This window comes from Candidatus Accumulibacter sp. ACC007, assembly GCF_907163205.1.
Taxonomy (GTDB): domain Bacteria; phylum Pseudomonadota; class Gammaproteobacteria; order Burkholderiales; family Rhodocyclaceae; genus Accumulibacter; species Accumulibacter regalis.
This window is the reverse complement of record NZ_CAJQUD010000001.1, coordinates 1,564,983-1,576,630: the sequence shown is the minus strand read 5'-3', so window position 1 is coordinate 1,576,630 and position 11,648 is coordinate 1,564,983. Positions and strand designations below refer to the sequence as shown.

The 11,648-nt window shown below is 60.5% G+C and carries 12 protein-coding genes and 1 pseudogene; 10 read left to right on the top strand and 3 right to left on the bottom strand.

All coding sequences use genetic code 11. The annotated features are described in order from the left end of the window. The first annotated feature begins 576 nt into the window (after positions 1–576). The 5 genes from QZ634_RS06835 to QZ634_RS06815 all read left to right on the top strand — a co-directional run bounded on the left by QZ634_RS06835 (position 577) and on the right by QZ634_RS06815 (position 5,291). The gene (locus QZ634_RS06835) at positions 577–993 is read left to right on the top strand and encodes a hypothetical protein (protein ID WP_291986679.1); all 417 of its coding nucleotides are present in this window, start codon (positions 577–579) and stop codon (positions 991–993) included. A gap of 32 nt (positions 994–1,025) precedes the next feature. Continuing rightward, positions 1,026–1,283, top strand: a complete 258-nt coding sequence (locus tag QZ634_RS06830) for a hypothetical protein (RefSeq protein ID WP_291986677.1) — start codon at positions 1,026–1,028, stop codon at positions 1,281–1,283. Then, the gene (gene traD, locus QZ634_RS06825; protein ID WP_291986675.1) at positions 1,280–3,100 is read left to right on the top strand and encodes a conjugative transfer system coupling protein TraD; all 1,821 of its coding nucleotides are present in this window, start codon (positions 1,280–1,282) and stop codon (positions 3,098–3,100) included. Before QZ634_RS06830 ends, traD begins: the two co-directional genes overlap by 4 nt. After that, positions 3,097–3,714, top strand: a complete 618-nt coding sequence (locus tag QZ634_RS06820) for a DUF4400 domain-containing protein (protein WP_291986673.1) — start codon at positions 3,097–3,099, stop codon at positions 3,712–3,714. The genes traD and QZ634_RS06820 overlap by 4 nt, the downstream gene beginning before the upstream one ends. A 371-nt stretch (positions 3,715–4,085) precedes the next feature. Beyond that, positions 4,086–5,291 carry a hypothetical protein gene (locus QZ634_RS06815; RefSeq protein WP_291986671.1) on the top strand — a complete coding sequence of 402 codons (1,206 nt, stop codon included), beginning with the start codon at positions 4,086–4,088 and terminating at the stop codon, positions 5,289–5,291. A gap of 148 nt (positions 5,292–5,439) precedes the next feature. Here the strand turns inward: QZ634_RS06815 and QZ634_RS06810 are convergent, their stop codons facing one another. Together QZ634_RS06810 and QZ634_RS06805 are read right to left on the bottom strand one after the other, a co-directional pair. Beyond that, complete coding sequence (locus QZ634_RS06810; protein WP_291986669.1) at positions 5,440–5,838, bottom strand: type II toxin-antitoxin system VapC family toxin; 399 nt, start codon at positions 5,836–5,838, stop codon at positions 5,440–5,442. Then, the gene (locus tag QZ634_RS06805; protein ID WP_291986667.1) at positions 5,835–6,071 is read right to left on the bottom strand and encodes a ribbon-helix-helix protein, CopG family; all 237 of its coding nucleotides are present in this window, start codon (positions 6,069–6,071) and stop codon (positions 5,835–5,837) included. The genes QZ634_RS06810 and QZ634_RS06805 overlap by 4 nt, the downstream gene beginning before the upstream one ends. Positions 6,072–6,346: 275 nt before the next feature. Here QZ634_RS06805 and QZ634_RS06800 point away from each other — a divergent pair, with 275 nt between their 5' ends. Together QZ634_RS06800 and QZ634_RS06795 are read left to right on the top strand one after the other, a co-directional pair. After that, positions 6,347–7,600 (top strand): transposase, encoded by a 1,254-nt coding sequence (locus QZ634_RS06800; protein ID WP_291986665.1) that lies wholly within the window; start codon positions 6,347–6,349, stop codon positions 7,598–7,600. A gap of 239 nt (positions 7,601–7,839) precedes the next feature. After that, entirely contained in the window at positions 7,840–8,106 is a 267-nt protein-coding gene (locus QZ634_RS06795; RefSeq protein ID WP_291986663.1) for a hypothetical protein, read from the top strand. 442 nt (positions 8,107–8,548) lie between these two features. On the opposite strand, the pseudogene QZ634_RS06790 reads toward QZ634_RS06795, so the two are convergent. Then, positions 8,549–8,707: pseudogene (locus tag QZ634_RS06790) on the bottom strand (DUF2249 domain-containing protein); the annotation flags it as partial. 252 nt (positions 8,708–8,959) lie between these two features. On the opposite strand from QZ634_RS06790, the gene QZ634_RS06785 reads away from it, so the two are divergent. The 3 genes from QZ634_RS06785 (at position 8,960) to QZ634_RS06775 (ending at position 11,622) form a co-directional block, all read left to right on the top strand. Next, positions 8,960–10,234 (top strand): hypothetical protein, encoded by a 1,275-nt coding sequence (locus tag QZ634_RS06785; RefSeq protein WP_291986661.1) that lies wholly within the window; start codon positions 8,960–8,962, stop codon positions 10,232–10,234. 134 nt (positions 10,235–10,368) lie between these two features. Further along, entirely contained in the window at positions 10,369–10,962 is a 594-nt protein-coding gene (locus tag QZ634_RS06780; protein ID WP_291986658.1) for a hypothetical protein, read from the top strand. Positions 10,963–11,268: 306 nt separating this feature from the next. Further along, complete coding sequence (locus tag QZ634_RS06775; RefSeq protein ID WP_291986657.1) at positions 11,269–11,622, top strand: hypothetical protein; 354 nt, start codon at positions 11,269–11,271, stop codon at positions 11,620–11,622. The last annotated feature ends 26 nt before the right edge of the window (positions 11,623–11,648 follow it).

Sequence of the window (11,648 nt, the reverse complement as noted above, 5' to 3'; positions counted from 1 at the left end):
TCTGGCCATCCCCGCCTGATTGCCACGACCGTGGTTTTTCTCCTGGTAAGCCGCTTTTCGCTTTTTTTGCTCTTTTCGCCCTCGACTCCGCTGCACTGCGGTCGGCGCGTTGCTCCTTCTGCGGCTCGAGCGGCGCGCCGCCACGTAGTTATCCACAGGCGCGACCGCCCCTTACTTGTAAATTACTTGAATTTACTTGTTTACTACTTGTAGACCCCCCTCAAAGCCTTGCCACGCAAGGCCTGCAGCCGAGGTCGTGAGACAGGTTTCACGTCGTTATGAGACAGGTTTCACGTTAACTGAGACAGGTTTCACGTGGACAACTTTTCCCCTCCTCTGGAAGCCCCTTATAGCCTGGGTTTGCGGCGAATGGCGTTTGAGACAGGTTTCACGTGGATAACTTCCCTGAGGGGCATTTTCTGTGGATAACTTTTTCCGAAAAGCGGCCCGAAAGGACGCTTTTCGGGGACTTGCATTTTTTCAGCCATCCGTAGAATCGTTCTGGATAGCGTCCCGATCGGCGCCGCTCGCGCTGGGTCGGGACGTTGTAGGGCACTCATTACGGAGGAGGAGAACATGCGCGACGAACAATCCGGACTGATCACATCCCTGGCGTCGCATTGCTGGCGCCTCTTGAGTCTTCGTAGTGACTGGAAATCGATACCGGATTCGGCAGGCTTCGTCTGGTTGGCTATGGGCGCGACACTTCTCGGCGGCCTGACGGAACAGCTCGTCAGGGGCCGGTCGCTGGACGTAGCCGTTCTCAGCGCCGTGGTCTGGCTGGGATTCATTCTCGCCGTGTCCAGACACGGCGGAATTTGCAATCGTCGGTTCGCCGGCGCTCTCGCCGTGCTGTCGATTGGAATCGAGGGGCTGCTGGTGCTCACGATCTGGATTCCAGCGGCCGAATGGCCGGTAGCGATCTGGGCCGGCGTTGCCGTCATGCACCTGCTTTTCCAGGCCAACGACGCGGGTGCGGCGGCAGGGCGCTGACGCCGTCCAGCATTGAGCGCCGTTTGCCTCCGATGAAAACGCCGGTCATCGATCTCAGTGCCATGATGCGCACAGGATCGGGCGGCCAGTTCCCTGAACCGCTGCTTGTCAGGGATGACGGCGACGCCAATCGCTGGCCCGACCTGGATCAGTCCATCGCCTTCGCAGCGCCGACGATCCAGCCAGACCAGACGTTCGATCCGGCGAAACGGGTCACGGCACACGCAAAAACGCGCGACAGAAGAAAGCGTGCCGGCCATCCGTCGGCGCCATCGTCGAGCAGCGCATGATGGCCGTCTCGTCTCCCTACGACTTCGAGGTCCCGTGGCGCCCCAATTTTGAAGCCAAAATGGCGCTGGTCTGGGCGCTCGCGTCGGCCCTGATCATCGCCTTCTCCTGGGCGGTTCCGTTGTTCTCCCAGTTCTCGGCGCTGCTTGCCGTCGGATGTGCTCTCGCGGCGGCCTGCCGCGGTTACCAGGCCTACCAGCGGCTGCTGGATGCCTCGCGTCTGCGCTCGTTCGGCAAGGCGTTCATTGATCTCGGGGAACTCGAAAAGAAGGCTCACCAGGCCGCTCAACGGCAGGCGCTCTGGCTGGGCACAGGCTTTCCCTGGACCGACATCGAGGCGAGCAAGCTGCATACCCTGATTTCACTCGGCGTCGTCAGGACGCTCGGCAAAGCCGCCCAACAGACCGAGGGCGCCTACTGGGTTCACGGCCTCGCTCCCGAAAACGATCTCTATTCGGAACTCGCCCACCTGGTCGGGCACACCCTGATCGTCGGCACGACCCGTGTCGGCAAGACACGCCTGTTCGATCTGCTCATCGCCCAGGCGATCTTCCGGGGCGAGACAGTGATCATCATCGATCCGAAGGGTGATCACGCGCTCGCCAGAAATGCCCGCGCCGCGTGTGACGCCAGCGGGGCAGGGGAGCGCTTCGTGTATTTTCATCCGGCGCATCCCGACCGATCGGCGTGCATCGATCCCTTGCGCAACTGGAACCGCAAGACCGAGTTGGCCAGTCGCGTGGCGGCGTTGATCCCCTCGGAAACCGGTGCCGACCCGTTCACCGCCTTCGGCTGGAAAGTGCTCAACGACATCACCAACGGCATGATTGCCACTGGCCATCGTCCGAACCTGGTGCAGTTGCGACGGTATGTCGAAGGCGGACCCGAGAGCCTCCTGCAGCGGGCGTTGAAAGTTCATTTCACCCGCCAGGTCAAGGACTGGGAAAGCCGGGCTGCGTCCCATATCCGGCGTTACAAGGATCGGCTGCTGGAAGCCTACATCGCCTTCTATCGGGAGATCGCCATCCATGAAGCGCAGTCCGTGGATCTCGATGGCTTGATCTCGACCTACGAGCACAATCGCGAGCACTTCCAGAAGATGGTGGCGTCGCTAATCCCGATTCTCTCGATGCTCACCAGTGACCCCCTGCAGGCGCTTCTGTCACCGGATTTCGAGCCCGGTCACGAGCGGCTGGTGACCGACATGTCGAAGATCATCCACGGCAACAAGGTGGTCTACATCGGTCTGGATTCGCTGGCCGACTCGACGGTGGGCAGCGCGATCGGTTCGATCCTGCTGGCCGATCTCGCCGCCGTGGCGGGCGACCGCTACAACTACGGCATTGATTCGCTGACGCCGGTCAATCTCTTCATCGACGAAGCCGCCGAGGTCCTCAACCAGCCGGCCATTCAACTCATGAACAAGGGCGGCGGCGCGGATTTCCGAGTGACCATCGCGACCCAGACCTTTGCCGACTTTGCCAGCCGACTCGGTGACGAAAACAAGGCCCGCCAGGTGCTCGCCAACACCAACACCAAGATCGCCCTGCGCGTTCTGGATTCCGAAACGCAAAAATACCTGGCTGAAGGCATGCCGCAGATCAAGGTACGGTCGATGGCACTGCGCTACGGGCACAATGTCGATAGCCACGTGCAGGACGAATACACCGCGTCCTACCAGGAACAGATCATGGAGGCGGAGGCGGAATTCTTTCCGGCGGCGATGCTGGGTGAACTGCCGCCACTGCATTTCATCGCCCGGCTTTCGGGCGGCCGGACGCTCAAGGGACGGTTTCCCATCCTGCTGACGCAGCCATGAGGCCTGCGCGCACCGACAGCGCCTGGAGTACCTTCGTCGCCGTCGCCCTGTTTCTGCTCATGGCGGCCACCTGGGCGTTCATTCCGCCGGTAGTGATCCGCAATGCCTGGATCGCCGAACGGGCGGAGGTCTACGCGATTGCTGGCAAGGGTGAGAGCGCTGTCTACGGTCGTACCCTGGACGATATCGAAAAATCGCTGGCGTCGGATTTTCGCAGCTTCATCATCGACGCTCAATCGACAGGGCAGGGACCCTTTGGGAGTTCCGACCTCAGCGCTTGGGCGCAGGGCCGGATCGTCGCGACCTGGTTGTGGATCGGCCTGGTCGCCTACCGCCTGCAAGTGTTGATGGGATGGCTGGTGCCAGGGATTCCCTTGGTGATGGCGGCCTACAGCGACGGCCAGCTCGTGCGGGAAATCCGCAAGTATTCCTTCGTGGCCCAGAGCCCGATCCGACACAGCCTCGGGGTGCGCGTCCTGTGGACCGTTCTGGTGGGGCTCGCCGTCTGGATGATTGTGCCGTTGCCGATGCCCTCGCTGCTGCCACCCTTGTTGATCGTTTCGATCTCGTACGCCCTGTGGCTGTGGGTGAGCAATTTGCAGAAGCGGCTTTGAGGCGATTGCCTGAGGGAGACGTCAGCTTCGTCAGAGCGGTACGGCTCGCAAAAGGGGGCGTGCTTGACGGTTCCTGTCGTGGCCCAGCAAGACCTTTTGAGGCAGCGCCAAATGTCCTATGCTTTTCAATTGATGAGAAAAGAACAGCAACTACCCACTGGCGCCGCCACCATTCGGCGCAACCTCTGCCAGGACGGCCTGCCGGGCTCAGCCATGCGGTGGCCGGTCACACCTCTCAGCACATTCGGTTTCGCCCGAATACCTCCACAAGATGTCGGCAGGCGTCTGCAACATCAAACAGCGGAGGTGCCTGCAATCGGCTTAGGGCGTGCAGGCCAAGCCGGTGACTTCCCGTATCGCCGGCACCTGATATGAGCGGCGGCAATCTTCCCCCATTCATGGGCTATCTGCCACCCGTGGTGGACGGCACGCTGCTGGAACTGATGAACATGTCTTACCCGGACTATCCGCCGCGCGCCGGCAGAACGGGAGCGCAGCTTTCGGAGTCCCGGCTACTGGCGCTCGATTCGCTGCGCCTGTTCTTCAAGGAAAAACCGCATCAACGCGCTGCCGAGATCGTGGGGGAAGCCGTGCTCAGACAGACACCGTTCTGTCTTTATCTGCGCAATTTCGGCCTCGGTCCACGCGTCTATGGCGCGCGCAACGACCCGTACGGACTGCCGCAGGTGGTGACCCTCGCCGGGCAGTTCGACAACCACATGCAGCGGCGCCTCCAGGTGGCGGTGGAGCCCTCTCTGCCCGTGTTGGGTATCCAGAACCCGGCGGGACAGAGCGGGCCGTTGCCGGCATTCGTGCTGGCCGACGAGGAGTGGGAATCGCTGGCCTCCTTACTGGTTCGCAACGCGGGCATGATCGTCATGCACTTCCTCGGCTTCACTTTGGGCGTTCTGAAGGAACTGGAACTGATCCGTGCGGCGGGCAAGCAGACGTCGACGCTGGTGGTCATCGAGCAGGAGGACCCATTCGCCGCGTTGAAGGATGTGGCTTTGCTCACCGGCGCCAGGCGCCAGGAGCCCGTGTCGATAGCGGGATCGCTCGACGACTTTCCCCATCGTCTGCTTCGGCAAGGCGACGACGGGTGGGAGGCAGTACAGGCGAAGCTGGCCGCGATGGCGCGCGAACCGCATGCGCCGCCGGTAGATCGCGCCTTGTCTTTGCCGCCCGAGTTTCTGCCTCCCGAGCCGTTGCGCAACTACTGCACCGATCGGTCCACCGAGGAATACGACAGGGCGCATCAACTGATGGACGAGAAGCGTTTCGACGAAGCCGAGGACGTCCTCTATCGCGCGGTCGCCTACGCGCACTGGGCACGGTACCCCCTGGGGCGCGTGATGACCTTGACGGCACTTGGCCAGTTGAGCCTCATCGGCTTCGGCGCCAAAGGGGATGCTGGATCGCTGTTCGAGATGGCTCTCGACACCTGCAACGAGATTCGGACGACGAGTCGGACGGCTGCCCAGATGTATCCGGCAATCGAGCAGGCACTGGGAAGGTTGCGAGCAGAGGCGGAGGCGGAGGCCAAAGGGAAGCGCAAGATCGACGCCGCCGGGAAGTAGGGCAAGCAATCGGGCGGATGGCCACCGTGGCCGCTAGCAACGATCGTGGCGCTGTGACTGTCATCAACGACGCGAAGGTCAGCAGCACCACGGACAGCCGACATTCAGGAGGGAGAGCGAGATTTCGGCTACTCGGCCGTCTCGGACTTCATCTCCAATCCTCAACCTGCAATCCGCTGACTCGTTTGAACTCGCCAACATTCGATGTAACCACCACCAACCCACGCGCCAGCCCTGTGCCAGCTATCAGGACATCGTAAGCGCCGATTGGCTGACCCTGGGTCTTGAGCGCCGCACGAATTGCTGCGGCTGCCTGTGCATCAGCTTCATCAAACGGCAGCGTGGCGATGGTCGAAAAAAACGCGTCCAGTATTGGTGCCAGCTTCTTTGCGCGCTCGGTGTTGAGCGCCAGGCCGTAATCAACCTCCATGCGCATAAGCGCAGATACGCCAATCAGATTCGGCGGTGTGGCTTTGACGCGCGCCAAGACGCTGGGTTGGCCTTTGACGAAATCAGAGACCGTACAGGTGTCGAGCAGGTACTTCATGCCAGTGGGTCAGCTGCCGGCGGCTTGAGGCGGTCCCTGCCTGCTTCAAATAGCGGCATGTCGGCCATACCCTTGAAGGCAAGTAGTTCAGCCGGCCATTGGGGTTTGCCGCGCCTCTTCAGCCACTCGCTCACTGCCTGGCGAACCAGCGCATTCCGGCTTTCGCCAACCTTTTTGGCAACTTCGTTGAGTTGCTGACCAGTTTCGTCGTCAAGGTAGATGTTGAAGTTCATGGCAACGGTGTCCGGCTTGAATTCTGGCCGAAGCAGGCACGCTGCCCCATGAGGCAGCGCCAGTCGTGTTGTACGCAGATAATGGGTGATTTAATAGAAAATCGGCAGGTGCGCAATCTAACCGCTCTACGGAACGGACAATGGGTCGGCAAGAAATATCGGAAAACCGCTTGACAATAGTTTAGCAAAATGCTCGCAATTTGTGCTGTACAAACAACAGCCTATTGGAGCCTCGTGTGGATACCGAACGATTAACTGCAGTCATGGATAGCCTCATGAATCAGACCGTCTTGGGGGAATTGTTGGCGCCGGTGGTTCATGCCTTGGCGCAGGTACGCGATACCGGCGCAGTATCGCGCGTGTTGAGTATGGCGGATTTTATCGGCTTGGGAGTACTGCGCCACCTGCAAGGCATGCGCACGCTGCGCGAGCAGGTGCAGTCGCTGCTGCATTGGGAGCCGGGTACGGCGCTGCGCGTCCCGCTGGCACGTTCCACGTGGTCGGACGCGCTGTCCTCGCGCCGTCGCCGGGCGGTCTTACAGGCGGCCATGGCGCCGTTGCTTACCGAGGCCCGAGCAGCGCTGCCGGATCGTCTGGTGCAATTCCCTACCTTGGAAGGACGCCCGGTGTATGCAATGGATGGAACTTATCAGAGCGAAAGCGCCCACTACGGGCGGTGTACGCCCCGCCAGGGCGGGGACGACAATCCCAAAGGGCACGCGCTGTTGAGCTTTTACGACGTGCGCCTGGGTTGCCCCGCCGACGTTTACGTCGATACCCGCAGTCGCCATGAGACGGCGCTGTTGCGCGACTACGATCAATCCGCGCAGGCCATGACCCGTCACAAGGGCGCGCTGTGGCTGGTCGACCGCGCGTTCATCGACGCGGCGTTTTGGGATGGTCGGAAGAAGCGCTTGGGCGTGACCCTGATCACGCGCATGAAAAGCAGCCTGTGCATCGATTCGACCGAGGGCTTGCCGGTGGCGGACGAGCCGGTTAACGAAGGGGTGCTCACGGATCTGCGCATCACCTTGCGCAGTTCCCGTCAAAACTGGCGCCTGATCACCTTCCGCAGCCGGCGTGGGCATCTCGTGGAGTTTCTGACCAACGAGTTCAAGCTCGAACCCGGCCTCGTCGCCTTCCTCTACTCCCGCCGCTGGGAGGAGGAGAAGTGTTTTGACACCTGGAAGAATGACTTCAGCCTGGCCAAGGCATGGGGCGCAAGTGTGGCGGCCATCGACAACCAGGTCCGTCTGGCCATTGTCACCAGCCTCTTGGTGGCCATGCTCTTGCACCGCAGAATGGGTCAGCACGGAATCGAGGACGAGAAAGCGCTGCGCAAGCAGGACCGGCGCCAGACCTCCGCGACCGACGGGACCGATCGCCCCGACTGGAGCACCCCGGTATTTCGCTATACCTCCAAGGTGAGCCGCCAAGTCCTGCGCTTCTTCAAGCACTGTTTTCACAAACCGGCCTCGCAGGCGCTTTATGAGGCCCAGTTGCGGCCATTGTTATTGGCATACCTATGACGCAACCGGACACCGTTGGTTCATGGTTACGGCCTCCACACGCATAACTGCTTTATATGTTATGTGAAGGCGGTTTGAATTGGAAGGTGTCCGAGTGTGATGGCGTAACCACGACTATGGAGTAGCAATCTTGACAGGCCGGTTGACAGCCGAAATTCAGGCGGGGGATTCAAGGTGAACTTGGTTCAATGGCCACTTACGAGAAATAGCGCTGGTCCAGTGTACGCAATGGAGGCGCGATGGGATGGCTGCTGCCGGGCATTCCCTTGGTGATGGCGGCCTATAGCGATGGCCAGTTCGTGCGGGAAATCCGGAAATACTCCGTCGTGGCGCAGAGCCCGATCCGACACAGCCTCGGGGTGCGCGTCCTGTGGACCGTTCTGGTGGGGCTCGCCGTCTGGATGATTGTGCCGTTGCCGATGCCCTCGCTGCTGCCACCCTTGTTGATCGTCTCGATCTCGTACGCGCTTTGGCTGTGGGTGAGCAATTTGCAGAAGCGGCTTTGAAGGGTGTGCCGTTCTTCGGGAACTATGGTTGTGGTGTGACGGCTGGTCGAAGGTGGCGCGTCGTGCTGCGTCGACCACGACCTGGTCATTGTCTTCGCGAAGAAACGGGACTTCTGAACGGCCGCTGCCACCTTTCAATGGGACATTTGGCGGTGTAGCCTCAGGGGCAGGTTCTCGGCCTGAGCGGCCATTGGCGGCGCATCGCGCGGACGGCCGGTATAGATCCCTTACCGGCCGTAGGGCAGGGAATCGCGCCGAGTGGCTGCTTTGAACTTTTCGTTGCGGCAGAATTCGACCCAAAAGGCATCATTCCTCCTTCGATGCTCTCTGGAACTCCGCTATGTGACGTTCCCCCAGCGGCCGAAGAGACCTCCGGCACGGGTGCTGCCGACCGCATCGACGCGCTGGCGGCGGACGACCTGCACAGCCCCTTTCATCGTCTCAAGGGTAGCGGGTCGTGGTCGTTGCAGAAGCGCATCGTTTCCCCCGGGAGCAGCGCGTCGAGCGCGCTGAAGATTGCCGCGTGGCGAAACCTTTTGGCAACGCCGCGGGCGTCCAAAGGATAGATGGCTTCACCAGTGGGCTGATGGCAAGGGTGCATAAGGCTCTCCGCGAGAATGATTGGGGAAGCCGAATGGTCGGGCGGATTGCCTGTCTTTGGTCTGCGTGACGGCGCCAGCTGATTCCGCTCTCTGCAGGCGAGTGGCTGCGCAAGTCATCGGCAAGAAGCACAGGCAAGACTTCGCAGTGGATCATCGAAAAGTTTTATGGTTCGGCCGCTGGGCGTAGTCTAGACTGCGTCGGGTTGAAGGCCCGACGTAAGCAATCATCCACCTGGAGAGTGAGTCCAGTCATGTCGTTCAGAAGAACCAACGGTATCGTCACGGACTCTGATTGTTCGGATCCCCGGAAAGAAGCGGATGTGATCATGACCGCAGCGGCATTGGGGTTCGCCGCGTCGCACGTCGTGAACGGCACCCCGCTACGGTTCGATATTGATCCCAGAGATCGGGCCAAAGACTTGACGGGGTTGCAGGCGGTGGTCGGAAAGATCGAAAGAGCGGTCGTGGACTACCTGAAACGACATAACCTGGAGCCGGCAGGCAAGGTCAACGCCGGACTTGCCCCGGACTACAGCAAGGGCGCAGTCATCATGGGGGTCTATGCGTTGGCAAACCAGTCGGCCCCCGTCTCGGTCTCCGATCCCGTGTTGTCCGCCAAGGGCCAGGCGTTGTACGACAAGATAAAAAACCAGGAACTCACCCAATACACGGGGAGGGGTGCGTATACTGGATTTGTCGACAATAGGAACACCGAAGGGAACACCGACCCGGTCGGCCCCCGACCCACCGCGCGCTTTCTTACCACGGACCCGGATATCGTTCCCGCTGACGACCCGACGATGGGCGGGCTACACCCGCGATGGCTCCCGCGAACCGGAAGCGCTTCCTGGATCTCGCGCTTGCGGAGGGGAACAACCGACTCGTATGTTCCCTGGGGAATTATCGGCGGAGATGTGGCTGGAAAAGGGCCCGACTCAACGATGCCCAACGTCACCCGTGCGACAAACCTGGCCGACCAGATCACCGGGGAAATGGGCGCCACGGATAAGATGGCATTCAACGGCGAGCCCGGCGCTTGCGACATCGCGGCCTATACGCACGGGATGATTCAGGCCATCTACAAGGGGTACTCCCTCGGCCCCAGCTGCACTCCGTACGAGATCGCAGTAGGCGCGGTCACGACCAAGATGGCCTCATGTCTCCCCTGCACCCTGTTCATGGTTGCGCAAGGGTATCCCCCGACCTCCATCCATCTCGGTAGAGGAGAGTCCTGGGCGCCCTTGTACCAACCCTATAACCCGGGCAGCGAGGCCGAAAGCAACGAGCTCGCGGTCATCCGGGACTTGAACAATTCCTGGCGCGCCAAATGCGCAGAGTGGCTCGCCCTGGGGGTGCAGATACTTGACGACGCTCACATCGCAGACGATCACAGGGCTGCGAGAGATGCGCTCCGCAGTTATTTGTCGAGCAATGGCTCGGACAAGACGGTCGCCGCGACGCTCGTGCTGGATGCAGTCACGGTGCACGAAAGCGAGTCGGTCCGAATTGGCAGGACACTGAACTAGCCCTCGTTCAATGCGCTCATAGCTGCACGCACTTGGCGCGGCAATGAGAATAAGTTGGAGATACGTGCTTTGCATGGGTCAAGGATCCGACCCTGCTTGTTGGCACTTTTGACTTTTCCATGGAGGAACTACGTATGACAACCGAAAGCGGCACAAATCTACCCGTACTGTCCGGAGGAACGCTTTGCCCGGTGACTCTTTTCGACGGCCAGACACACTTCGGAGTTGCGGTGGCAGTAAAGGCGGACGGTAAAGAGTCTTATCTCATGATTCCCGACGCAACCAATATCACTAAAGGACAACCGGTCTATATAACAAAACCGGTAACGATAAAGGGAGAACATCTGGCGGCTTACTTACAGGGCAAGAACGTGTCCATGCCGGATCCGGTGAAGAATCTTCTAAAAACAACTTCGATCTCCTGCGACGCTTTCTACTTTTCGAAAAACGAACGACCATTAACTGACACGGAAAAAGGTGAGTGGCTTACAGCTCACGACAGCGACCCCGACAAGGCCAGCAAGGTAACGAAGATCAAGGTCGACGACGGAGCTTTGCTGATGATGTTCGAGCTGAAATTTAACGACGGCTTGATTGGCGCTTTGACGGAGGATGAGGATCTCGGAAAGTTGTTCGAGATATCCGGTGCGAGTTTGAGGGTGCTCCGATGTCGCGATTCTTCCAAGACGATTCTCGAGGAGTACGCGAAGCTGCTTGGTGGAGAGTGAGGCCATGGCGGTGGCTAAAATTACCCTGGCCGCCGCTTCTACGGCCCACACCAGGATCCGGCTGCGGGCAACTGTCCTTGCGGTTGCCCGCCCCACGGGCGCGTAGGAGCCGAAGCGTCCCCGGCTGCCCGGCGAGCGGATGGTTTATGACTGGGCTCGCGGGCTCGAAGCGCGAGTGCAGCTCGGGCGGAAGCAAGTGGCAAGCGGCGAGTTGATGGATGGCGGGTATTTGGTTCGGACGCGGCTCCCTGCGCAGCCGCGCCCGTCATTCCGCGCCTCGTCGCTTGTGTTCAGGAGGCGTGCGACATGGCAGAACCGTTGGCGGAATTCCTCGAAGCGAATGGCATGTCCGTGCCCGAGTGGTTGAGACCTCTCATTGAAAAAAACCCGAATCTCTCTTATGAAGTTCTCTTTCCCCCCACCAAGGCGCTGTTGGCAACAGGCGGGAGATCAGCGCTACCCGATCAGGCGGAGAACGGTGCCCTTCTCGTGTGGGTCAAGCCGCAAGGCGATGGGCACTGGATTGGCGAAGTACCCGGGCTGGAGGGAATCGAGGATCTGTTTGCCGTGATGGACCTTGCGAGTGTGCGGGCGCTTCGCTGCCCCGCGAGTTCCCGACGACTGCTGGAGCAGTACTTCCGAAAACGCGCTTCGAGCTGAGACGCGGGCCGTGACTATCAGGATTG

Coding starts and splice junctions, on each gene's coding strand:
- QZ634_RS06835 (WP_291986679.1), top strand. CDS start 577: ATGCGCGACGAACAATCCGGACTGATCACATCCCTGGCGTCGCATTGC.
- QZ634_RS06830 (WP_291986677.1), top strand. CDS start 1,026: ATGAAAACGCCGGTCATCGATCTCAGTGCCATGATGCGCACAGGATCG.
- traD (WP_291986675.1), top strand. CDS start 1,280: ATGATGGCCGTCTCGTCTCCCTACGACTTCGAGGTCCCGTGGCGCCCC.
- QZ634_RS06820 (WP_291986673.1), top strand. CDS start 3,097: ATGAGGCCTGCGCGCACCGACAGCGCCTGGAGTACCTTCGTCGCCGTC.
- QZ634_RS06815 (WP_291986671.1), top strand. CDS start 4,086: ATGAGCGGCGGCAATCTTCCCCCATTCATGGGCTATCTGCCACCCGTG.
- QZ634_RS06810 (WP_291986669.1), bottom strand. CDS start 5,838: ATGAAGTACCTGCTCGACACCTGTACGGTCTCTGATTTCGTCAAAGGC.
- QZ634_RS06805 (WP_291986667.1), bottom strand. CDS start 6,071: ATGAACTTCAACATCTACCTTGACGACGAAACTGGTCAGCAACTCAAC.
- QZ634_RS06800 (WP_291986665.1), top strand. CDS start 6,347: ATGAATCAGACCGTCTTGGGGGAATTGTTGGCGCCGGTGGTTCATGCC.
- QZ634_RS06795 (WP_291986663.1), top strand. CDS start 7,840: ATGGGATGGCTGCTGCCGGGCATTCCCTTGGTGATGGCGGCCTATAGC.
- QZ634_RS06785 (WP_291986661.1), top strand. CDS start 8,960: ATGTCGTTCAGAAGAACCAACGGTATCGTCACGGACTCTGATTGTTCG.
- QZ634_RS06780 (WP_291986658.1), top strand. CDS start 10,369: ATGACAACCGAAAGCGGCACAAATCTACCCGTACTGTCCGGAGGAACG.
- QZ634_RS06775 (WP_291986657.1), top strand. CDS start 11,269: ATGGCAGAACCGTTGGCGGAATTCCTCGAAGCGAATGGCATGTCCGTG.